The sequence below is a fragment of the Amycolatopsis sp. NPDC114504 genome, assembly GCF_055633595.1.
In genome coordinates this window covers 660,503-682,776 of record NZ_JBVKDU010000007.1, presented here as the reverse complement: position 1 = coordinate 682,776, position 22,274 = coordinate 660,503, and the positions used below count along the sequence as shown (strand labels likewise).

Here is a 22,274-nt window from a genome sequence, read left to right as displayed (position 1 = left end):
GTGAGGGGGCTTTAACGGATCGTGCTCACGGCACGATGAGCGGGACCTCCGGCGACGGGCCGTCCGACAGCGGGATCTGGTACCGCTGCGTCAGGTACGACGCGATGCTGTGGAACAGCGGCGCGGCGGAGTGTCCCACCGGCAGCGTCGTGTCGGGCGCGTCCAGCCGGATCCCGACGACGAACCGGGGGTGGTCGGCGGGCAGGATGCCGGCGAAGGTGATGTTGTACAGGTGGTCGCTGTAGCCCTTGTTCCGCGGGTCGATCTGCTGGCCGGTGCCGGTCTTGCCGGAGATCTGGTAGCCCTCGACCGCCGCCGTCGGCGCGGTGCCCTTCTGCAGGCCCTTGCCGTTCTGCACGACCGCGCGCATCATGTCGCGCACCGTCTTCGCCGTCTGCGGGCTCACCACCTGGACCTGCTTCGGCGCGGGCTCCGGCACGGTAGTCCCGTCCGGGTTCACCTTCGCCTTGACGATCCGGGGTTCGACGCGCAGGCCGTCGTTCGCGATCGCCTGGTACAGCCCGGCCATCTGCAGCACGGTCATCGACAGGCCCTGCCCGATCGGCAGGTTGCCGAAGGTGGTCGCCGACCACTGGCTGCGCGGCGGCACCAGGCCCGCGCTCTCCCCGGGCAGGCCGACGCCGGTGCGCTGGCCGAGGCCGAACTTCTTGAGCAGCTCGACGTAGCGGTCCTCGCCGATCTTCTGCGCCAGCAGCAGCGTGCCGATGTTGGAGGACTTGGCGAAGATCCCGGCGGTGGTGAACGTCTGCGTCCCGTGCGTCCAGGCGTCGTGCACGGTCTTGTTGGCGACCTGCAGCTGGCCGGGCACCTGGATGGTCGACTCCGGGGTCGCGATGCCGTAGTCGATCGCCCCGGTGGCGGTGACGATCTTGTTGACCGAGCCCGGTTCGAACGGCGTGGTCACCGCGGGGTTGGCGAGGCCGTCGTTGGTCCAGCTCGACTGGTCGTTGGGGTCGAACGTCTTGTCGTTGGCCAGCGCGTAGACCTCGCCGGTCTTGACGTCCATGACCACCGCCTGCCCGCCCTTGGCGTGCGACTGCTGGACGTAGTCCGTCAGCTGGCGCTGCACCTCGTACTGCAGGTCGGAGTCGATGGTCAGCTCGAGGTCCGACCCGGGGACCGCGGCCTGCAGGTCGCGCTCGGTGCCCGGGATGACGACGTTGTCGCTGCCGTTCTTGGTGTTGACCAGCATCCGGCCCGGCGTTCCCGCCAGGTCGTTGTCGCGCAGCAGCTCCAGCCCGACCAGGCCGTGCAGGTTGTGCTTGGACACGTCCGGGTCGTCGGAGCGCCAGTTCGCGGCGCCGACGATGTTCGAGGCCAGGCTCCCGCCCGGGTACTCGCGCAGGGCGCGCTTCTCGAGGCCGATCCACGCGAAGTTCTTGACGATGTCGGCGGCGACCGACGGCTCGACGTTGTGCTCGAGGTAGGTGAAGGACGCCTGCTTGTGGAACAGGTCCAGCAGCTGCTGCTCGGTCAGCTGGCCCGGCACCTTGGCGGCGATGTACTTCGCGGCGGCGGCGGTCTCGGCGTCGAAGGTCTTCTTCGTGCCGGGATTCTTCGCCGCGAAGTCGTCCATGCTCTTGTGCAGCGCCTTGAGGTTCACCGACAACGAGCGCACCTCGACGCTGAACGCCAGCTTGGCGCCACTGCGGTCCACAATGGACCCGCGCTGGGCCGGGATGTCGATGGTCTGGGCACGCTGCCGCTCGGCCGCGGCCGAGAGCGCCGCGGCGTCGAACCACTGCACCTGCACCAGTTTCACGCCGGCGACGAGCAGCAGCGCGACCAGGATGAGGCGCACCGCGGAGAACCGGCTGCGGTTCCCGCCGTTGCCCCGGCGCGCGGCCGCGCTGCGCGTCCCGGCGGCGTAGGTCCGCCGCGCGCTCCCGGTGGTGCGCGCGCGGGCCTGGCCCCGGCTCGAAGCCATCACTGGCCGCCCCCGGGCTGCGCCGGCGGTGCGGGCTGTTCTTCGGCGGGCACGGCGGGCTGGTCGCCCTCGATCGGCGCGCCCTGCTCCGACTGCGTGCCCGCGGCGGGCGCGGCCGGCGGCGCGACCGGCACCGCCGGTGCGTCCGCCTTGGCCTTCTTGGGCTCGCCGACGAGCGACGTCTTCCCGTCCGGGCCCACGAGGATGCGCGCCGGGTCGCCGCCCGGCACCATGCCCAGCTGCTGGGCCGCGGGGGCCAGCGACGCGGGCGACTCGGCCTTCGCGACGTCGCGCTGCAGCTGTTCCTTCGTCTCGGCCAGGTTCGAGTTGGTGGTGCGCAGCTGCTCGAGCCGGTAGGAGTCGGCGATCGCCTGCGTCGTCAGCCACAGCGTGGTGGCCACGCCGGCGGCCAGCAGCGCCATCATCAGCAGCACGAACGACGCGCGCGACTTCGGCAGCCGCAGCTTGAGCCGGACCTTGGGCTCGCCGGCCTCAGCGGTCTTCGGCGCACGCTGCGGCTCGCGCTCCTTGAGCAGGTCGGCCCGCTGGGCCCGGCGCGCGTAGGCGCGCTCGGCCGCGGACGTGCGGCCCCGCGACGCGCGGCGCGGCGCGGCCGTGCCCGGCTCGGTGGTCCGCGGCTCTTCGACGGTGGTCCCGCGCGCCGGCTCGGCACGCTTGCGCGTCGCGGGCCCACCGGCCCGGCGCTTCGTGGGAGCGGTCATCGCGGCTCTCCGATCCTCTCTGCGGCCCGCAACCGCACCGAAGCGGCGCGCGGGTTCCGGTCGATCTCCTCTTCGCCGGCCTTTTCGGCCCCCCGGGTCAGGAGCTTCAGCTCCGGTCCGTGTCCCGGCAGCTCGACCGGAAGCCCCTCCGGGGTGCGGGACTTCGCGAGCTCGGCGAGCGCCTGCTTGACCGGCCGGTCTTCCAGCGACTGGTAGGACTCGACGACGATCCGCCCGCCCATGGCGAGCGCGCCCAGCGCGGCGGGCATGGCCCGGCGGAGCACCTCCAGCTCGCCGTTGACCTCGATCCGCAGCGCCTGGAACGTGCGCTTGGCCGGGTGGCCGCCGGTCCGCCTGCTGGCCGCCGGCACGGCGTCGTAGAGCAGCTCGACCAGGCGGCCGCTCATGGTGAACGGCTCCTGCTCGCGCGCTTTCACGACGGCTTTGACGATCCGCTGCGCGAACCGTTCCTCGCCGTAGTCGCGCAGGATCCGGATCAGCTCGCCGGGCGCGTAGGTGTTGAGGACGTCGGCGGCGGTGAACCCGGTGGTCGGGTCCATCCGCATGTCGAGCGGCGCGTCCTTCGAGTACGCGAACCCGCGCTCGGTGCGGTCCAGCTGCATCGACGAGACGCCGAGGTCGAACAGGATGCCGTCGGCCTTGGCGATCTTCAGGCCGGCGAGGGCCTCGGGAAGCCCGTCGTAGACGGTGTGCACGAAGTCGACGCGGTCACCGTGGCGGGCCAGGCGTTCGGCGGACTTCTCCAGCGCGGCCGGGTCCCGGTCCAGCGCGACGAGGCGCAGCCGCGGGAAGGCGTCGAGGAGGGCGTCGGAGTGGCCGCCGAGGCCGACGGTCGCGTCCACGAGGACGCCGTCGCGCTCGGCGAACACGGGAGTGAACAGCTCGACGATGCGGTCGAGCAGCACCGGGACGTGTTCGGGTGCCGTCATGTTCCCTCCCCCTTTCTCGCCTGGGCGGCCCGGGGGAAATATGGCGGATGCCGTCAGGTCCCTGTCCGCCCGCTGCCGACCTGGTACCGGGGAAGGTGCACCAGGGCTGTTGAGCGGACAGAGGCCTCACGGCATCCGGGTGGGCGTCTCCCACCGCGCGGACGGCGAACCTCTTCGTCCCCCGACGACGAAGGTGCACCGCGACCGCACGTCTAGAAGACGCCCGGCAGTACTTCCTCTCGAGCCTTCGCGTAGCTGTCTTCGTGTTCTTCCAGGTAGCCCTGCCACGCTTGGGCGTCCCAGATCTCGAGCCTGGTGATCGCCCCGATCACCACGCAGTCCTTGCTGAGCCCCGCGTAGCGGCGAAGCTCGGGCGCGATGCTGATGCGCCCCTGCCCGTCAGGGCGTTGCTCGTCGGTCCCGGCGAACAGGTAGCGCTGGTAGGCCCGAACCGCCTCGTTGGTGAACGGGGCCTCGGCGACCTTGCGCGCCATCTGCTCGAACTCGGCGCGGGGGAAGACGAAGAGGCAGTGGTCCTGCCCCTTGGTGAGCATCAGCCCGCCGGCCAAGGCGTCGCGGAACTTCGCGGGCAGCGCGAGCCGCCCCTTGTCGTCCAGCTTCGGGGTGTGGGTGCCGAGGAACACGGCCTCCACCTCCCTACCGCGACCGGTGGCGGACCACCGACTGCGGCTACGGGGCTTCCCTTCCGCCCCACTGGCCACCACCGTACCCCACTTTTCACCACAGTCAACGCGTGAAACCGGCGACTCACTCCGTCGTGTGCTTTGTTTGCGCAGGTCAGCAGGGTGGGGGTCGGTGGGGGGTGCGGTGGGGGACGGTGGGCAAGATCCCCCGTGCCGGGGTCCGGAGCAACCTCAGCTGCACCCCATGCGTCCGCATAACGGCCGCGAAAGAACCCAGGGACGGGTAAGTGGGGCCGGGTGGGGAGCCCGGGTGGGGCCCGGTGGGGGCACGAGGTGGGTCCCGGTGGGGCCACCCGCGTGATCAGCCGGGCATCACCCGTGATCCAGCAGGCATCACCCGTGATTCAGCGGGCATCACCGTGATGCCCCTCCAGTCACGCGCGATGCCTCTCTGGACACGCGTGATGCCCCCGCGGGCTCAGTCCTCGGGGGTGAGGAGGGCCGCGACGCGGGACGCGAGCCGTGCGCTGTCGACCGGCGTCACGCTCACCCACTCCTCCCCGCCCCGTCCCGGGGTCTTGGTCGCGCAGTAGGCCCCGACGTCCGTGTCGAACCACGTCAGCCCGCCCACCCGCGAGACCCGCCCGGACGGCGCCCGCCGGCTCACGCTGAACTGCCCAGCCGCGAACACCGGCCGGGCCTGGATCGCCAGCACCTCCTGCTGCTGGACGGACTGGCCGGACTGACCCGAAGCCGAAGCCGGCCCCGCGCCCGAAAGCGCCGAAGCCGCGAGGTTGACGCCGTAGCCCGGCCCCGCCGTCAGCTCCGGCAGGACGTCGACGAGCGCCGCGCAGAGCTCGGTCGAGCGGATCGAGTCCAGGCCGATCGTCTGCTCCGGCTGGGTCGCCAGCACCCCGCTCCGGCCGCGGGCCGCCGTCACCGCGCGGAACGGCGTCGGCGCCGTCATGTCGGCCAGCGCCTCGCACGCCACGAACACCTCACCGCCCGCCAGCAGGTCCAGGCGCGAGGCCAGCGCCGGTGCCAGCGTGCCGTCGTACAGGCCACGCTCGGCGAGGTTCTCGTACACCGCCTTCCGCACCTCGGCGCGTTCCTCCTCGGTCCCGCCGACGCTGCGCACGGTCAGCGGCTCCGGCGGGCGGTCGTGGCCGAGGTCGGTCCAGAGGATGTCGAACGCCGACGCGGAAACGCGGATCAAGCCGGCCCCAGCGTGGGCGGGTCCGCGAACGTCTCGGCGGGCACCTGCCCGTGCAGGGCCGCGTCGCGGGTCCGCATGACGTCGATCGCCTTCTGCCGCGCGGCCTCCGCCTCGGCGCGGCGGGCCGCCATCTCGTCGGCCAGCCCGGCCAGGACGAGCACGTTCCCGGACGACGCGGCCTCGCGGATCATCGCCGCCGGGTCGTAGGTCACCGGCGGGGGCATGTCCGCGCGGGCCCGCGCCGCCGCGTCCGCCTGCGCGCCGACCGCGCCGCCCACCGAAGCCGAGACGGCGGCGGAGTGCGAAAGCCACTGCGCGGCCCGGCCCAGCGCCGCGCGGGCCGCGTCCCCGGCGTCACCGCGCCAGTTCTCCTGTGAAGAGGAGACCAGCGCGGCGAGGTCGGCGGTCGACTCGTGCAGCCGTTTCGCCAGCGCGTCCCAGCGCGCGCCCGCCTCACCCGCGGCGACCGGGTCGTTGCCGCGCTCGACCTCCGCGGCCATCGCCTCGTGGCTGTAGGCCTCGTACCTCGCGGTCGGCACCGGGGGTTCGGACACGACGCACCTCTCGGGTTCAGGGCAGCTTGGGCTCGACCAGCCCGGCCACCGTGCCCGCGCGGCGGCACGCGAGCGGGGTGTCCGAGAAGCCGGTGTTGCTGACGTCGATCTGGACGCTGGCCGAGTCGCCCACCCCGAGCAGCACGGCGCAGGTGCCGTCGGCGGCCTTCTTGTCCGCCACCTGCAGCGCCGGGTGCGCGCCGACCTTGGTCTTCGTGGCGGTCTTCTTCGCGACCTCGAGGTCGGCCAGGCCGTCGGTCTCGCTGAGGGTCACGGTGACGCCGAAGGTGCCGGGCACGGTCCAGTCGCACGCGCGGGCGCCGGCGATGTCCTTGGGCTTGCCGGGCACGCTGACCCCGGCGGCCGACCGCTCCCGCGGGTCGAGCAGCGCGCAGGGGTCGATCGCGGCGAGGCCGGTCCACGCGACGACGGGCGGCGGCCCGGCCGAGGCGGTGGCCTGCGCCGAGGTGTGCCCGGCGGCGGCCGGCTCGGCGGCTCGCTGCTGCCCGCACCCGGCGACCGACACCACGGCCAAGACGGCGAGTGTCCCCACGTACTTCTTCCGCACCGCGTCAGCCACCCGAGCAGTCCACCCCGTCCGCCGCCTGCTCGTCGGCGTGCTGGTACTTCGCCAGCGCATAGCCGATCCGGTGCTTGAGCGTCTCGAGCTCCTTGCCGAACGCCGTCAGCTGCTGCACGGCCGAGCCCCGCCCGCCGATGCCGTACTCCGCCATGAACTTGCCGATCTCCCCGGCGTACCCGCCGCCGAGGGGGACGCTCCGGCCGAGCACCTTGGCCTCGCGGACCATCTCGCCGACGAGGTCCTGCAGGGCACCGAGCTTCGCGTAGGCGTCGGTGGCCAGCTCGGGCGCGACCGCGAACCCGCGGACGTCGTACGTCTGCCCCCGCACCTCGCTCATGAGCGGTTACGCCTCTCTGAAAGCGGACACAGCCGGGCGATCCTTGACTAACAAGCATAGAACAGAGCAGAGCGTCAGTGGGAGCGCCCAGAATCGGGTGACAACACACCCGTTCGGGGTATCGTCGCTGCTTGCGCAGTGTCATCAACCGACGTGCCGGGCGTGATCCCCGGGCTTCGCGGGGTTCCGCCCCCGGGTTCGCCCGGGTTTGACACACTGGATGGAAGGCTGGTCGCTGCGCGCGGACAGCAGCGATGGGGGCCGTTCGGCCCGGCGGTGCGCACAGTGCGCGCGGCCATGCGCCACCAGGAGGTCGAGTGACGTCGAGAATCCAGTCTGCGACGCCCGGATCGGGCGAGCAGGCATCCGGGCGGCCGCCTTACCCGGCGGAGTCCACGGGCAACGGCCGGGCCGCCGGCCGCCCCGCGAGAGTGTCGCTGGACGAACTGCACGAGGCCGCGCGGCGGATCGCCGCGAACGTGGAGCGGGTGCTGGTCGGCAAGCCCGAGGTCATCCGGATCGCGCTGGTGACGCTGCTCGCCGAAGGCCACCTGCTGGTCGAGGACGTGCCCGGCGTCGGGAAGACGTCGCTGGCGAAGGCCCTCGCCCGGTCGATCGACTGCACGGTCAGCCGCATCCAGTTCACGCCGGACCTGCTGCCGAGCGACGTCACCGGCGTCTCCATCTACAACCGGCAGAGCGGCGGGTTCGAGTTCCGGCCCGGCCCGGTGTTCGCGAACATCGTGGTCGGCGACGAGATCAACCGCGCCTCGCCGAAGACGCAGTCGGCGCTGCTGGAGTGCATGGAAGAGCACCAGGTCACCGTCGACACCTCGACGTACCACCTCGACGAGCCGTTCATGGTGATCGCCACCCAGAACCCGATCGAGATGGAAGGCACGTACGCGCTGCCCGAAGCCCAGCGCGACCGGTTCACCGCGCGGGTCTCCATCGGCTACCCCGACCAGCAGGCCGAGCTGGCCATGGTCGACGAGCACGCCGGGCACAACCCGATGGACGACCTGCAGCCGGTTTCCGACGGCGAGACCGTGCACCGGCTGATCGAGACGGTCCGCGGCGTGCACATGGCGCCGGAGGTCCGGCGCTACGCCGTCGACGTCGTCGCGGCCACCCGCCAGGTCCCGGAGATCCGCCTCGGCGCGTCCCCGCGCGCGACGCTGCACCTCGTCCGCGCGGCGCGGGCGCAGGCGGCGCTGTCGGGCCGCGACTACGTCGTACCCGACGACCTGCACACGGTCGCGGTGCCGGTGCTGGCGCACCGCCTGGTGCTGACCACCGAGGCCCACGCGGCGCGCCGGTCGGCGACCGACGTCGTGCGGGCGGTGCTGCACCGGGTGCCGGTGCCGCAGGGCTCCCGGCCCGGTGCCAATCCGACCCAAAAGTAGGCCGGCCCCGGAGCGGAACTTGTCCATCGCCGCAAAAGCCATCCGGCCGTGACTGTGGTCGGGTTGGCACGAACTGCACCGTAACCGCACCGCGAAGGGGAGACAACGACGTGCTGCGTGCCCTGTCCGGCCTGACCACCCGCGGCCGCTGCCTGCTGGCCGCGGGGCTGGCGGCCGCGGTGTGTTCGTTCGTGCTCAACGAACGCGACCTGCTGCGGGTCGCCGTCTTCGTGGTGGCGCTGCCGCTGCTGGTCGCCGTGTTCATCTCGGCGACCCGGCTGCGCATCGGCGCCACCCGCGCGTTGCGCCCCCAGCGGGTCGCGGTCGGCGGCGCCGGCGAAGTCCAGCTGGAGCTGTGGCGCAGCGGGCGGCTGCCCGCGGGCGAGGTCCTCCTCGAGGACGGCGTGCCGTACGCGCTGGGCTCGCGGCCGCGGTTCGTCGTCGAACGCCTCCCGCACGACCGCCGGGTCGCGCTGCGCTACCCGCTGCAGCCGGTGCTGCGCGGGATCCAGCAGGTCGGGCCGCTGCGCGCGACCATCACCGACCCGTTCGGCCTGTGCGAGTTCGAGCGCGAGCTGATCGGGCACTCCCGGCTGGTCGTCGTGCCCCGGGTGGTCCCGCTGTGGGGCCTGCCGAGCGGCGCGGGCATCGGCGTCGGCGACGACGGCACGGTCCGGCTGCACGCCGGCCAGGGCGAGGCCGACGTGATCGTCCGCCAGTACCGCCAGGGCGACGACCTGCGCAAGGTCCACTGGCGCTCGACGGCGCGCCGCGACGAGATCATGGTGCGCGTCGAGGAACGGCCGTGGCGCGGCGGCACGACGGTGCTGCTCGACCACCGCGCGGCCGCCCACCACGGCAGCGGCCCGGCCGCCAGCCTGGAGTGGGCCGTGTCCTTCGCGGCGTCGGCCGCGTTGCACCTGCGCCGGTCCGGCCACCGCGTCCGCCTGGTCAGCGAGCACGGCGCGACGCTCGCGGACACCCCCGGCGACGGCGGCGACCACTACGACCACGTCGTGCTCGACGCACTGGCCGCACTGCAGCCCGCCCACCAGCGCGACATCACCCTGGCGAGCGACCCGGCCGACGGCCAGGAGCTGATCGCCGTGCTCGGCACGGTCAGTACGGAGGCGGTGCACGAGCTGGCCCAGTTCCGCCCGCGCGGCATCCGCAGCCTCGCCGTCCTGCTGGACACGCCGACGTGGTCGGCGGGGGTGACGGCCCCCGAGCAGAGGGCCGCGGCCACCGAGGACTCGGCGGCCCTGCTGCGCGCTTCCGGCTGGGGCGTGGTGATCGCCGGCCCGGGTTCACCGATGCCCCAGGTGTGGGCAGAGCTGTGCCGCAGCGGCGCCCGCCGCGGCACACTGATCGGCGGCCCGCGATGACGACGACCGCCCCGCCGCAGCCCTCCGGTTCCCAGCACCTCCTCGCCGAACGGCAACCCGCGATCGCCACCACCGCACCGCACCCCGCCTCGCGGTTCGCACTTTCCGGCGCCGCATGCAGGCCGGGCCACTCGCCCCGCCAGCACCTGCGCACCGCCGCCTCGCACCAACCCCCCGCCTCCCAGCACCTCCTCGCCGAACGGCAACCCGCGATCGCCACCACCGCACCGCACCCCGCCGCCCCGCGGCTCGCGCTTTCCGGCGCCGCACGCAGGCCTGGCCGCTCGCCCCGCCGGCACCTGAGCACCGCCGCCCAGCGCCGCGCAGCCGAGCACCCCATCGCCGACCGCCGGTCCGCGATGGCCACCACCGCGCCGCACCGCGCCTCGCGGTTCGCGCTTTCCGGTACCCCCCGCAGGCCTGGCTGCCTGCCCCGCCAGCACTTGCGCACCGCCGCACCGCACCGCGCCGCCGAGCACCCGACCTCCCAGCGACCCCTCGCCGAACGGCAGCCCGCACCGCGCCCCGCAGCCGAGCGCCACCCCCGGCCGGCTAGCCCGTCCACTCCCTTCTCCCCGATCGGCGGTCCGCGATGAGCACCGCCGCCCCGCCGCGCCCGTCCGGCTCCTCGGCGAAACGTCCCGCCTCCCAGCACCCCCTCTCGGCCTGGCGGGGCAGCCTGCTCGCGCCGTCGGCCGCCGGGATCGCGACCCTCTGTGCCGCCACCTCCGTGACCAGCGTCGTTTCCGGGCTGGCCTGGTTCGGCTACCTCTTCGTCGCCGTGCTGCTGATCGCCGCGACCGGGCTCGCGCTGCGCTCGCTGCAGGTGCCGACCGTGCTCGTCGGGCTCGGTCAGCTGCTCGTGCTGCTCTTCCTGATCACCGGTGCCTTCACCACGCACGGGATCCTGCAGGTCATCCCCGGCCCGGAGGCGTTCGGCGAGATCGGGAGCACGCTCTCGGCCGCCGCCGATCAGATTCGCGTCGGGCTGCCGCCCGTCGAGGGCAGTCAGCCGATCCTGTGCCTGGTGACGATCCTGGTCGGCCTCGTCGCCGTCCTCGTCGACACGCTGACCGTCGCCGCCGCGGCACCCGCCGCCACCGGGCTCGTGCTGCTCTGCGTCTACGCCGTGCCGGCCGCCCTCTCCGAAGAAATGCTGCCGTGGTGGACGTTCCTGCTCGGCGGGGCCGCGTTCGCCGGCCTGCTGGCGGTCGACGGCAACCACCGGCACCGCCGCTGGCGGACCCGGGAAGCACCCGGCCGCAGCGGCAAACCGGGCGTGCTGTCCGCGCCGGTCGCGGTGGTGGCCGCGGCGATCGTGCTCGGCCTGTTCGGCGGGGCGATCAGCTGGGTCGGCACGGTCGGGCGGATCCCGTTCGGCAACGGCGGCGACGGCCCCGGCGCGGGCGCCGGCGGGTTCGGCATCCAGCCGTTCACCGAGCTGCGCGGCTTCCTCGACCAGGGGTCGAACCGGGAGCTGTTCAAGGTCCGCGGCCTCGGCACCGACAAGCGGCTGCTGCGCGCGATGACGCTGGACACCTACTACCCCAACAAGGGCTGGGGCCTGCACGACGAAGGCCGGTCGCAGCAGGGCGTACCGGTCGGGCCGCAGCTGCCGCCCGCGCCCGGCGACGACGGCAGCGGTGCCGCGCGCCGGATCGACGTCGAGCCGTCGAGCTGGCGCGACAACTGGCTGCCGGTGTACGGCGCGCCGCGGGTGATCGACGGCGCCGCCAACGGCTACCTCTACGACCAGGTCAGCGGCACGGTGTTCACGACGCGCAGCGAGGTTCCGCCGTCCTACACCGAATACGCGTCGCTGAAGGAACCCACGGCCCAGGAGCTGCGCGTCACCCCGCGCGTCGACGACCTGCCGCCGCGCTACACGCAGATCGACCGCGTCGACGACCGCGTCCGGGCGAAGACGCAGCAGCTGATCGGCGCCGAGTCCAACGACTTCGACCGCGCGTCGGCGATCTGGCGGTACTTCACCGCGCAGAACGGGTTCGTCTACGACACCAAAACCGCGCCGGCGAACGACTCCGACGCGCTCGCGGACTTCATCCTCAACGGCAAGCGCGGCTTCTGCGAGCAGTTCGCGTCGGCGATGGCCGTGATGCTGCGGGTGGCGGGCATCCCGTCGCGCGTGGCCATCGGGTTCACCCCCGGCGTGCAGGTCAACGACTACCTCTCGATCAGCACCCAGGACGCGCACGCGTGGGTCGAGGCGTACTTCGGCGACAAGGGCTGGGTGACGTTCGACCCGACGCCGCTGTCCGACGGCCGCGGCATCACCCCGTCGTACCTGCAGGCCGGTACACAGGACGGCAACCAGCCCGACGACACCCAGGTGGCGCCGAGCACGGTCCAGTCGAGCGCCGCGCCGACCGGCGTGCCGCGCGACACCGACCAGAACCCGCAGGCCCAGGGCCCGCAGAACACCGACGAGGGCACCCCGGCCGCGGTGTGGGTGCTCCTCGGGGTGCTGGCCGCGCTCGCGCTGGTGGCGACGATCCTGGTGATCGCCGGCGGACGCCGCAGACGGCCGGATCGCGAACCCGCGTCCACCGGGCTCGGGGCGCTGCTCAAGAACTGGCTGCCGCTGATCGCGGCGGCGCTGTGGGTCGTGGTCCTCGGCGTGCTGACGTGGCTGGTGGCCTGGTGGTTCAGCCTGATCGTGGTGCTGCTGCTGGCCGGGCTGCTGGGCCCGTCGGCGGCGCGCGACGTCGGCCGGCGGCGACGGCTGCAGGAGATCGTCGGGCAGCGCCCGGGTGCGGCGGACGCGGCGTGGTCCGAGCTGCGGGCCGAATGCGCCGACCGCGGGCTGCCGATCCCGACGAGCGACACGGTCCGCGTGGCCGGCCAGAAGCTGGCGGCGAAGCACCACCTGGACGACGAGGGCCGCGACGGCCTGCGCACGGTGATCGGCGTGGTGGAGAAGTCCTGGTACGGCGAGGACGGCGAGGCCGACCCGACGCTGCCCCCGGCGTTCGACCACCTCCGGCGGAGCCTGCACCGCAACGCCCCGCTGTCCTGGAAGGGCCGGTTGTTCCCGAAGTCCCTTTTCCGCAACCGCGACTGACGGTCGTCAGGACCCCGAATGGGGGTCACCCGACTGGGCATAACCCGGTGTCACCATCGCCGGAGCGGGACCGCCGGAGTGGTCGAGCACACAAGAAGATCCGCGTCCCGCCAAGCGGCGGAACGCGGATCCCTTGGTCTTGCGGCGCTACTGCTCCTCGAAGCGCTGGCGGAAGCGCTCTTCCATGCGCTGGGTGAAGGAGCTCCGGCGGCCCGCCTGCTTGGCCCCGCGAGATCCCGATCCACCCCCGCCCTTGCCGTCCGATTCGGCGCCGTGCCGGATCGATGTGACGGCCAACATGACCCCGAAGAACATCACGAGGAACCCGAGCACGCTGATCAGCGGGATGTCGGCCACCCGGAACTGCGGCACCACCACGCCCAGCACCAGCAGGGCCACGCCCACTACGAACAGGGCGATGCCCTGGATACGCCGTCGGCGAGCGGGGCGACGCAACCGGGTGCCACGCACCGTGGATGCGAACTTGGGGTCCTCGGCATAGAGCTCGCGCTCGATTTGATCGAGCAGCCGCTGCTCATGCTCGGAGAGTGGCATCTTTCCTCCTCCGGCACAGCTGTCGCGGGCGCCGGGCCGCGCAACGTTCTGGACCCAACAGCCAACCCCAGGCGGGGTGGCACTGTCCAGGATACGAGGCCCGCGCCCGGACGACTACCCGATCCCGCATCCAGAAGGGATCGAATTGGGCTAAATCCCGCCGGAGCGGGGTTGCGGACGGTCACCGCCACCGAAAGTGACCGATTCACGGCCCGAGCGGCGATGTGGGGGACGGCTGTCGAGTCGAAGATCACGCGGAGTGCGCGAGGCGAAATGCGGGGTGCCGGCTCGAGCCGACGGATCCAGCGCGCGACACGAAGATCGGCGCAACCGCCCTCGGCACCCCCGGGAAACCTCACTCCTCCCGCGGCCCCAGCAGCGACGCCGGCCGCACGGCCGCGGAGCCGAACTTCGACCTCGCCACGTCCGCAGCCACCTCCGCGTCGCGCCACCTCGGCGCCGGGGACTCGAACACCAGCTGCTCCCCCGCCTCCCCCGTGTCGAGGCCCTCCACCCGCACCCCGATCAGCCGGACCGCTCCCGTCGGCGCGTGCTCCGTGAGCAACGCCACCGCCACCGCGTGGATCTCGCGCGCCACGTCGGTCGCCGAGACCAGCGTGCGGGCGCGGGTGATCGTGCGGAAGTCCGCGAACCGCACCTTGATCGACACCGTCCGGCCGCGCACGCCCCGCGAACGCAACGTCGCCCCCACGCGCGAAGCCAGGCGCAGCAGCTCCAGGCCCAGCTCGGCCCGGGAATGGCGGTCGACGTCGAACGTGTGCTCCGCGCCGATCGACTTCTCCGGCGAATCCACGACCACCGAGCGCTCGTCGACGCCGTGCGCGAGGCGGTACAGGTGCTCGCCCACCGCCGTCCCCAGGGACTTCTTCAGCCGTTCGGGCGGGAACGCCGCCACGTCGGCGATCGTGCCCAGCCCGAGCCGGCGCAGGTGCTCCTCCGTGCGGGCCCCCACTCCCCACAGCGCCGACACCGGCAGCGGGTGCAGGAACGCCAGGGTCTCCGCTGCCGGCACGACGACCATGCCGTCCGGCTTCGCCATGCCCGACGCCAGCTTCGCGACGAACTTGACCTTCGCGACGCCGACCGAGCACGTGATCCCGTGCTCGGCCTCGACCCGCGAGCGGATCCGCGCCCCCAGCGACGCCGGGGTCGCGCCCAGGCGCCGCAACGCCCCGCTGACGTCCAGGAACGCCTCGTCCAGGCTCAGCGGCTCGACCAGCGGTGTCAGCTCGCGGAAGATCTCCATCACCCCGCGGGAGACCTCGCTGTAGAGCCCGCCGGTCGGCGGGATGTTGATCAGGTGCGGGCAGAGCCGCTTCGCCGTCGAGAACGGCATCGCCGAGCGCACGCCGAACTTGCGCGCCGGGTAGTTCGCCGCCGCCACGACGGCCCGCGGCCCGCCGCCGGACACGACGACCGGTTTGTCCACCAGCTCGGGCCGGGTGCGCAGCTCGACCGACACGAAGAACGCGTCCATGTCGACGTGCAGCATCCCGCAGCCGGTGTCGTCCGGCGGCGGTTCACCCGGCCGGACGCGGAACCGGCCCATCCCGCCTGGCAGCTCAGCATTTCGCCCCACACCCCAGGACGCTACCGGCCACCACCGACAGTTTCGGATCAAGCGCGAGCGCGACGGCCGGAACCCGCCGGAAAGAGGTCAGGCGAGGCGCGCGACCGCGTGCAGCCGGCTCGCGACGTCCCGCAGCGCCGGCACCCCGGCCGACACCCGCTCGAACTCGGCCAGCTCGTCTTCGCGGACGTCGCCGCCGACCAGGTCCGAGATCACCCGGTCGCCCTGAAGCAGCGTCACGTCCAAGCCCGCGGCCACGAGCTGGGCGCGCAGCCCCTCGGCGTCGAACCGGCGCAGCACCGTGTCGCCCGGGACGATCCCGTCCGTGCTCTCGAGCAGCCGCTGGGCCTCGGAGACCCGGCCCGACAACGCGCGGTAGAGCACCGCCGCGTGCCGGTTCGCGACCAGCACCGACACCGCCCCGCCCGGCGCGACCGCCGTGGCCAGCGCGCCGAGCACCGCGGCCGGGTCGTCGACGATCTCCAGCAGCCCGTGCGCCAGCACCAGGTCGGCCGAGCCGGCCTCGACGTGCCGGCCGAGCGCGTCCGAGTCGTCCGCGACGACCGTGATCAGCTCGGAGACGCCTTCCTCCTCGGCCCGGCGCTGCAGCGTGGCCAGTGCGTTCGGGCTCGGCTCGACCACGGTCACCCGGCAGCCCGCCGCCGCGAACGGCACCGCCCAGCCGCCGCTGCCGCCGCCCACGTCCACGACGCGGGGGTGCTCGGCGCCCCGGGCGCGGGCGGCCTTCAGCTCGGCCTCGAGCACCCGGCGGACGGCGCCCGAACCCCGGGCCGCCACGGTCTCCGTCTTCATGCCGCACAGGGTAGTGCCCGCCCCGGCCCGCCTCCCCGGCTCCTCCCTTCGAGTGAACGCCCCTTGCCCGGCGGCGCGCCTCGCCCGCACCCGTAGGCTGGTGAACGTGCACACGGTCGCCGTACTCAGCCTCAAGGGAGGCGTCGGCAAGACGACGGTAGCTCTCGGTATCGCGTCCGCCGCCCTGCGTAGGGGCACCCGGACGCTGGTCGTGGACCTCGATCCGCAGGGCAACGCCACGACCTCGCTCGACCCGCCGTACACCGACGCGACCCTCGCCGACGTGCTCGAGAACCCGACGCGCGAGACGCTGGAAAGCGCCATCGCGCCGAGCGTCTGGAGCGAGGACGTCGACGTCCTCGTCGGCACCGAAGAGCTGGAACTGCTCAACGACCCCGACGCCGACAGCGAGCGGCTCGCCAACTTCTCCCGCGCGCTGGACGAGCTGCACCGCACGCCGCTGCGCGAGACGCCGTACGAGCTGGTGATCCTGGACTGCCCGCCGTCGCTGGGCCGGCTGACGAAGTCGGCGCTGGTCGGCGCGGACAGCGCGCTGATCGTCACCGAGCCGACGATGTACGCCGTCGCCGGCGCGAACCGGGCACTGGAAGCGATCGAGAAGATCCGCAAGGAGCTCAACCCGGACCTGCGCGCGATCGGCGTCCTGGTGAACAAGCTGCGCGTGCGGTCCTACGAGCACCAGTTCCGGATCGCCGAGCTGCGCGACAACTTCGGCTCGCTGGTGATGCCGACGGCGATCGCCGACCGGCTCGCGGTGCAGCAGGCCCAGGGCGCGTGCAGCCCGATCCACGAGTGGCACTCGCCGGGCGCGCAGGAGATCGCGCTGACGTTCAACATGGTGCTGGCGAAGATCCTGCGTTCCAACCGGGCGGGCCGCCACCGCATCGCCGGCGAAGAGCCCGAGGGTCCGGACTGGCCCGAGGGCCCGGCCCCGGAGACGCCCGAGGCCCCCGCCGAGGTGTCCGAATCCGCGGGGTGAGCCGTGCCCGAAGGTGACACCGTGTACCTCGTCGGGAAGCGCTTCGACCGGGCGATCGCGGGGAAGACGTTGCTGCGCGGGCAGTTCCGCGTACCGCAGCTGGCCACTGTGGACCTCACCGGCCGCGAGGTGCTCGGCGTCGGGACGGTCGGCAAGCACCTGTTCACCCGCTTCTCCGGCGACCTCACCCTGCATTCGCACCTGATGATGGACGGCATGTGGGACGTCTACCCGGCCGGCGCGAAGTGGCGCCGGCCCGGTCACCACGCTCGCGTGGTCCTGACCGCCGCCGACGTCCAGGTGATCGGCTTCCGCGTCCACGACCTCAAGCTCGTGGCAACGCCGAAGGAACGCGACCTCGTCGCCCACCTCGGCCCGGACCTGCTTGATCCACAGTGGACGGACGAGCACGCGGCCCGCGCGACGGCGGCGCTGGCCGCCGATCCCGGGCGCGAGCTGGGCCTCGCACTGCTCGACCAGCGCGTGATGGCGGGTGTCGGGAACCTCTACAAGTGCGAGATCGCCTTCCTGCTCGGCGTGACGCCGTGGACGCCGGTGTCCGAAGTGGACGCCGGCCGCACGGTCGCCCTCGCGCGCAAGCTGCTGCTGGCCAACGCCTCCGCCGGGCGCTTCGACCAGAGCACCACCGGCCACCTCGACCGCAACCGCAAGAACTGGGTGTACGAGCGCACCCGTCAGGGCTGCTTCCGCTGCGGTGGCAAGGTCCAGGTGCGCACCCAGGGCCACGACGTCCAGCGGCGGCCGACGTGGTTCTGCCCGAAGGACCAGCACGGCCCGGCTCCGGCGCAGTAGACTCGGCGCCGTGACGTCGTTCAAGCTCCCGCTCTACGGGGCCGACACCGAACGCGGCGACCTCGCTCCCTGAGCCGCCCGCGCGCTTTCCGTCACCCTTCTTCCGCCCCCCAGGGAGCACAGTCATGCCCGGAATCCGCCCCGGGCGGGCGCTGCGCGCGTTCGCGCACGCCCTGCCCAAGGTCGAACTGCACGTCCACCTCGTCGGCTCGGCGAGCCTGCCCACCGTCCGGGAACTGGCCCGGCGACGGCCGTCCGCCGGCGTCCCCACCGGTGAACGCGAGCTCGCGGAGTTCTTCACCTTCCGCGACTTCGCCCACTTCCTCACCGTCTACCTCGCGGTCACCTCGCTCGTGCGCGACCGCCACGACGTCCACACGCTCGTGGCGGGCCTGGCCGCGGACCTCGCCGCGCAGAACTGCCGCTACGCCGAAGTCACCGTGACGCCCTACAACCACCTGCTCGACGGCGTTCCCGGCGACGACCTGCTCGCCGGGCTCGCCTCCGGCCGGGCCCGCGCCGCCGAACTGGGCGTCGAACTCGCCTGGTGTTTCGACATTCCCGGCGAAAAGGGCACGAAGGCCGGGCAGGAGACGCTCGTGTTCGCGCTGCGCGAACGCCCCGAGGGCTTGGTGTCCTTCGGCCTCGGCGGCCCGGAGCTCGGTGTCGGGCGCGCGCGGTTCGAGCCGTTCTTCACCCGGGCCAGGGAAGCCGGGCTGCACAGCGTCCCGCACGCCGGGGAAACCACCGGCCCGGCCACGATCTGGTCCGCGCTGCACGACCTCGGCGCCGAGCGCATCGGCCACGGCACCAGCTGCGCCGCCGACCCGGCCCTGCTGGAACACCTTGCGGCACACCGGATCCCGCTCGAAGTCTGCCCGACGTCGAACGTGCGCACCGGGCAGGTCCCGAGCGTCGCCGCGCACCCGGTGCGGCGGATGCTCGACCACGGCGTCGTCGTCACGCTCAACACCGACGACCCGCCGATGTTCGGCGCCACGCTCACCGGCGAGTACGTCGCCGTCGCCGAAGCCCTCGGGCTGAGCGCGGCCGAACTGGTGCTGCTGGCGGAGAACGCCGTCGACGCGTCGTTCCTCGGCGAGGAGCGCAAGGCCGGTCTGCGGAGTGAGATCGGAGAAATGACATTGCCGGACACCGGGAACTTCGCCTAGCGTGGCAGTACACAAGAGAGGAGGTGGTCCTAAGTTGTATTCCAACAGGACTTGTGAGGTGGCTGTCCGCTAGCGGATGGCACGTGGAGGACTTTGAGCAGCGTTACAGCTGAGCCACCTTCGGCTCATCGCCTGCTCCACGTGATGCCTGATAGCGAATACCAGGCAGTCACCGTGCCCCCGGGGTTTCCGAGCACCAGTCCGGCTCGGGCTCAAGCGTTTGACGGCGCTTGAGAGACACCCCGGGGGTTCCTTAATGCGCTCATTTGTGCAGGTCAAACCGTCTGCCGACGCCGGACGACCGCCCGGCGATCCGGGCCCGGATTCGCTGAACGCAGAATGCCGTTCCGTCCCCCGGACGGCTGAAGGTCGCTAGCCTGGAAGCATGCTCCGGCCCGACTACCCGGTCACCACGGAACGCCTGCTCCTGCGCCCGTTCACGCCCGGCGACCTCGACGCGCTGAACTCCTTCCAGTCCCGTGCCGACGTCGCCCGCTACCTCTACTGGGGCCCGCGCAGCCGCGCCGAATCGGCCGCGGCGCTGGCGAAACGGGTGCACAGCTCGACGTTGACCAAGGAAGGGCAGTTCCTGGCCGTCGCGGTCGAACTGGCCGCGAACGGGCAGCTGATCGGCGACCTGAACCTGGAGTGGCTCAGCAGCGAGCACCGGCAGGGCGAGATCGGGTTCGTCTTCCACCCGGACCACCACGGCAAGGGCCTGGCCGCCGAGGCGACCACGGAACTGCTGCGGCTGGGCTTCGAAGACCTGGGGCTGCACCGCATCATCGGCCGGTGCGACGGCCGCAACGAAGCCTCCGCCGCGCTGATGGAACGCCTCGGGATGCGCCGGGAAGCGCACCTCAAGGAGAACGAGATCGTCAAGGGCGAGTGGACCGACGAGCTGGTCTACGCGATGCTCGAAGACGAGTGGAAGGACCGCGACTAGTGGTCCCGTTCACGCGGGGGTGACGCTCCGGTCGCGGCTTCCGCGCGGTTTGGCAGCATGGGGGCGTGTTCTTCGACAAGATCGTCCGCCCGGCGCTGTACCGGCTCTCCTACCACGACCCCGAGCTGGTGCACGAGCGCACGATCGGCGTCCTGGCCCGGCTCGGCAAGCTCGCCCCCGCGGTCGGCGGCGCCCTGCGGGTCGACGACCCGGTGACCGTGCTGGGCCTGCGGTTCCCCAACCGCGTCGGCCTCGCCGCCGGGATGGACAAGAACGGCCGCGCGCTGCCCGCGTGGGCCGCGCTGGGCTTCGGCTTCGTCGAGGTCGGCACGGTGACGCGGCTGGCCCAGCCGGGCAACCCGAAGCCGCGGCTGTTCAGCCTCCCCGCCAGCGACGCGGTGATCAACCGGATGGGCTTCAACAACGAGGGCGCGGAAGCGCTTGCGGCCAAGCTCGCCCGCGACGGGAAGCCGAGCGTGCCGCTCGGGGTCAGCATCGGCAAGTCGAAGGTCACGCCGCTCGAGGACGCCGTCGAGGACTACCGCTTCTCCCTGCGTGCGCTCTACCCGTACGCCGACTACTTTGCCGTCAACGTCAGCTCCCCGAACACGCCGGGGCTGCGGCAGCTGCAGGACCGCGCCGCGCTCGGCGAACTGCTCGGAGAGCTGCGCACGACGACCGCGGAGCTCGCCGGATCGGCCACGCCGACGCCGATCCTGGTGAAGGTCGCGCCCGACCTGACCGACGACGCCCTCGCCGAGCTGCTGGAGGTCGCGCTCGAGCACGGCGTCGCCGGGATCATCGCCACGAACACGACGCTCGCCCGCGGCGGCATCGCGCCCGCGGAGAGCAGCCTGGCCGGACAGGGGGGAGGCCTGTCCGGCCGGCCGCTGACCACCCGCGCGGCGGAGGTCGTGCGGTTCGTGCACGACCACACCGGCGGGAGCCTGCCGATCATCGGCGTGGGCGGGATCATGGGCCCGGACGACGCCATCCGCTTGGTGGACGCCGGGGCGTCGCTCGTGCAGCTCTACAGCGGGTTCGCGCTGCACGGGCCGGGCCTGGTGCGCCGGGTCAGCCGGGGTCTCGCGGCCCAGCGGTCGAGGTGAACCGGACGTAGCCGCGCCAGGATTCGTAGCGGTCCAGACCGGTCCCGCCGGTCGTCGCGGCGCACCGGACCGCGAGCGGCCGCGACCCGTCGTCGAGCTCGACGCGCTCCAGCACGAAGGGTTCCTTCAGCGTGGTGACGAACCGCTCGAACGCCGCCGGGGACAGCCGCCAGCTTTCGCCGTCGAGGCTGCTGCCCTCGGCGTGGTCCAGCACGCCCGGCTGCGGCGGTTCGGTGTCCAGCAGCACCATCCGGTAGCTCTCGGTGGTCCGGACCGGCCGGGTGAACCGGGCGCCGAGCTCGGTGAGCCGGGAGTTGAGCGGCTGGCCGCGCAGGTGCGCGCCGAACACGACGACGTCCTCACCCGCTTCCGGGTACGGCGTCATGGGCTCGTCGGTGCAGACCGTCGCGAGGTCGAGACCGATCTGGTCCTCGAACGCCCGCGTCAGGAAGGTGACGCCGAACGGGCGTTTGTCGCCCGGCAGCACCGGGACAGTGACCGCCGCCAGGTCGAGCAGGTTCGCGAAGGCGGTGCAGCCGGCGAGACGGTGGTTGACGGCGGCCGGGTCGGCCAGTGCCTCGGCGAGCTCCGGGTGGTCCGGCACGGTGGGCAGGAGGAGCGCGTCGAAGCCGTCGGGCACCCCTCCCGAGACGGTGACCGGTTCGAGGACGACTCCCGCTGCGGTCAGCCGCTTCACGGTGTTCTCGAACGCGATGGCCGCGGCGGGGCCCAAAGGCAGGTCGCGCGCGTACGCGACGCGCGGGTGCTCACCGGCGCCGAGGCGGGTGTCGGCGGGCCAGGTGCGGGACGGGGAGATGCCGTCCGGTCCGGTCATCAGGGCGAGCGCGCGGCGGCCGGCGACCAGGCCGTCCGTGTACACCGAGACGGCGTCGGCGGAGCGGACGCCGGTCATGGGCAGCAGGCCGCGGGTCGGCTTGAGCGCGACGACGGCGTTCAGGGCCGCCGGGACCGCGCCCGCGGTGCTCAGCGCCAGGTCGACGATGCCCAGCGCGACGGCGACGGCGGCACCGCGGCCGCCGGTCTTCGTCCGGTCCCAGGCCGAGGCCACGGTGGCGCACCCGGTCTTGCCCAGCACGACGGCGCCGGCGGCGGTGAGCCGCGAGACGACCGTGGCGCCGGTTTCGGGGACCGACCGGCCGGACGGCTGCCCGGCGACGTCGATCAGCTCCGGCACGGCGAAGACGGTGCCCGCCAGCGGCAGGTCCTCCCCCGCCTGGACGCGCTCTTCGACGGCCTTGGCGTCGACGAGGACGTCTTCGACGGCGCGGAGGGTGGACCAGAGTTCGGGACGGTTGGCCTCGGTGATGCGTTCGAAGGCCGCGATGACGCGCTGCGAGGCTGTGGGCGGGGTCGGCGGGGTGGGATCCGGGTCCGGCGGGAGCGTGTTCACGGGGCGTCCTTCCCTCGGCGATCGAGAAAGTCCACTG

General features: G+C 72.9%; 20 protein-coding genes. 8 read left to right on the top strand and 12 right to left on the bottom strand.

The genetic code is table 11. The features are described 5' to 3' along the window. Positions 1-25: 25 nt before the first annotated feature. From ACZ7PG_RS49675 to ACZ7PG_RS49640, 8 genes are all read right to left on the bottom strand, one after another. Positions 26-1,948, bottom strand: coding sequence for a peptidoglycan D,D-transpeptidase FtsI family protein (locus tag ACZ7PG_RS49675; RefSeq protein ID WP_470246226.1), 1,923 nt, complete (start codon positions 1,946-1,948; stop codon positions 26-28). Continuing rightward, positions 1,948-2,670, bottom strand: a complete 723-nt coding sequence (ftsL, locus tag ACZ7PG_RS49670; protein WP_470246225.1) for a cell division protein FtsL — start codon at positions 2,668-2,670, stop codon at positions 1,948-1,950. The genes ACZ7PG_RS49675 and ftsL overlap by 1 nt, the downstream gene beginning before the upstream one ends. Next, positions 2,667-3,620 carry a 16S rRNA (cytosine(1402)-N(4))-methyltransferase RsmH gene (gene rsmH / locus ACZ7PG_RS49665; protein ID WP_470246224.1) on the bottom strand — a complete coding sequence of 318 codons (954 nt, stop codon included), beginning with the start codon at positions 3,618-3,620 and terminating at the stop codon, positions 2,667-2,669. Before rsmH ends, ftsL begins: the two co-directional genes overlap by 4 nt. Before the next feature lie 212 nt (positions 3,621-3,832). Further along, on the bottom strand, positions 3,833-4,264 hold the full coding sequence (mraZ, locus tag ACZ7PG_RS49660) for a division/cell wall cluster transcriptional repressor MraZ (RefSeq protein ID WP_364382812.1): 432 nt from the start codon (positions 4,262-4,264) through the stop codon (positions 3,833-3,835). Between the two features lie 478 nt (positions 4,265-4,742). Continuing rightward, the gene (locus ACZ7PG_RS49655; protein WP_470246223.1) at positions 4,743-5,480 is read right to left on the bottom strand and encodes an ESX secretion-associated protein EspG; all 738 of its coding nucleotides are present in this window, start codon (positions 5,478-5,480) and stop codon (positions 4,743-4,745) included. After that, complete coding sequence (locus ACZ7PG_RS49650; RefSeq protein ID WP_470246222.1) at positions 5,477-6,034, bottom strand: PPE domain-containing protein; 558 nt, start codon at positions 6,032-6,034, stop codon at positions 5,477-5,479. Before ACZ7PG_RS49650 ends, ACZ7PG_RS49655 begins: the two co-directional genes overlap by 4 nt. A 16-nt stretch (positions 6,035-6,050) precedes the next feature. Continuing rightward, on the bottom strand, positions 6,051-6,614 hold the full coding sequence (locus ACZ7PG_RS49645; protein WP_470246221.1) for a DUF3558 domain-containing protein: 564 nt from the start codon (positions 6,612-6,614) through the stop codon (positions 6,051-6,053). Next, positions 6,607-6,954: a hypothetical protein gene (locus tag ACZ7PG_RS49640; protein ID WP_470246220.1), complete on the bottom strand. Its 348-nt coding sequence runs from the start codon at positions 6,952-6,954 to the stop codon at positions 6,607-6,609. The genes ACZ7PG_RS49645 and ACZ7PG_RS49640 overlap by 8 nt, the downstream gene beginning before the upstream one ends. 317 nt (positions 6,955-7,271) lie before the next feature. Here ACZ7PG_RS49640 and ACZ7PG_RS49635 point away from each other — a divergent pair, with 317 nt between their 5' ends. From ACZ7PG_RS49635 to ACZ7PG_RS49625, 3 genes are all read left to right on the top strand, one after another. Beyond that, complete coding sequence (locus tag ACZ7PG_RS49635) at positions 7,272-8,360, top strand: AAA family ATPase (protein ID WP_470246219.1); 1,089 nt, start codon at positions 7,272-7,274, stop codon at positions 8,358-8,360. 110 nt (positions 8,361-8,470) lie between these two features. Beyond that, positions 8,471-9,745 carry a DUF58 domain-containing protein gene (locus ACZ7PG_RS49630; protein ID WP_470246218.1) on the top strand — a complete coding sequence of 425 codons (1,275 nt, stop codon included), beginning with the start codon at positions 8,471-8,473 and terminating at the stop codon, positions 9,743-9,745. 592 nt (positions 9,746-10,337) lie between these two features. Beyond that, a complete protein-coding gene (locus ACZ7PG_RS49625) occupies positions 10,338-12,827 on the top strand; it encodes a transglutaminase TgpA family protein (RefSeq protein ID WP_470246217.1) in 2,490 nt (829 codons plus the stop codon). A gap of 147 nt (positions 12,828-12,974) precedes the next feature. Here ACZ7PG_RS49625 and ACZ7PG_RS49620 read toward each other — a convergent pair whose 3' ends face one another. From ACZ7PG_RS49620 to ACZ7PG_RS49610, 3 genes are all read right to left on the bottom strand, one after another. Further along, positions 12,975-13,382 carry a DUF3040 domain-containing protein gene (locus ACZ7PG_RS49620; protein WP_470246216.1) on the bottom strand — a complete coding sequence of 136 codons (408 nt, stop codon included), beginning with the start codon at positions 13,380-13,382 and terminating at the stop codon, positions 12,975-12,977. A gap of 355 nt (positions 13,383-13,737) precedes the next feature. Continuing rightward, a complete protein-coding gene (gene dinB, locus ACZ7PG_RS49615; RefSeq protein WP_470246495.1) occupies positions 13,738-14,952 on the bottom strand; it encodes a DNA polymerase IV in 1,215 nt (404 codons plus the stop codon). A gap of 108 nt (positions 14,953-15,060) precedes the next feature. Continuing rightward, positions 15,061-15,786, bottom strand: a complete 726-nt coding sequence (locus tag ACZ7PG_RS49610) for a methyltransferase domain-containing protein (RefSeq protein ID WP_470246215.1) — start codon at positions 15,784-15,786, stop codon at positions 15,061-15,063. Positions 15,787-15,892: 106 nt separating this feature from the next. Here ACZ7PG_RS49610 and ACZ7PG_RS49605 point away from each other — a divergent pair, with 106 nt between their 5' ends. From ACZ7PG_RS49605 to ACZ7PG_RS49585, 5 genes are all read left to right on the top strand, one after another. Then, positions 15,893-16,786 carry a ParA family protein gene (locus ACZ7PG_RS49605; RefSeq protein WP_470246214.1) on the top strand — a complete coding sequence of 298 codons (894 nt, stop codon included), beginning with the start codon at positions 15,893-15,895 and terminating at the stop codon, positions 16,784-16,786. A gap of 3 nt (positions 16,787-16,789) precedes the next feature. After that, positions 16,790-17,599 carry a DNA-formamidopyrimidine glycosylase family protein gene (locus ACZ7PG_RS49600; protein WP_470246213.1) on the top strand — a complete coding sequence of 270 codons (810 nt, stop codon included), beginning with the start codon at positions 16,790-16,792 and terminating at the stop codon, positions 17,597-17,599. Between the two features lie 125 nt (positions 17,600-17,724). Beyond that, positions 17,725-18,771, top strand: a complete 1,047-nt coding sequence (gene add / locus ACZ7PG_RS49595) for an adenosine deaminase (RefSeq protein WP_470246212.1) — start codon at positions 17,725-17,727, stop codon at positions 18,769-18,771. A gap of 385 nt (positions 18,772-19,156) precedes the next feature. Then, positions 19,157-19,717: a GNAT family N-acetyltransferase gene (locus tag ACZ7PG_RS49590; protein WP_470246211.1), complete on the top strand. Its 561-nt coding sequence runs from the start codon at positions 19,157-19,159 to the stop codon at positions 19,715-19,717. A gap of 65 nt (positions 19,718-19,782) precedes the next feature. Continuing rightward, on the top strand, positions 19,783-20,826 hold the full coding sequence (locus tag ACZ7PG_RS49585; protein ID WP_470246210.1) for a quinone-dependent dihydroorotate dehydrogenase: 1,044 nt from the start codon (positions 19,783-19,785) through the stop codon (positions 20,824-20,826). On the opposite strand, the gene ACZ7PG_RS49580 is transcribed toward ACZ7PG_RS49585, so the two are convergent. Beyond that, the gene (locus tag ACZ7PG_RS49580) at positions 20,792-22,237 is read right to left on the bottom strand and encodes an allophanate hydrolase-related protein (protein WP_470246209.1); all 1,446 of its coding nucleotides are present in this window, start codon (positions 22,235-22,237) and stop codon (positions 20,792-20,794) included. The two genes, ACZ7PG_RS49585 and ACZ7PG_RS49580, sit on opposite strands and share 35 nt — an antisense overlap. Positions 22,238-22,274 lie beyond the last annotated feature (37 nt).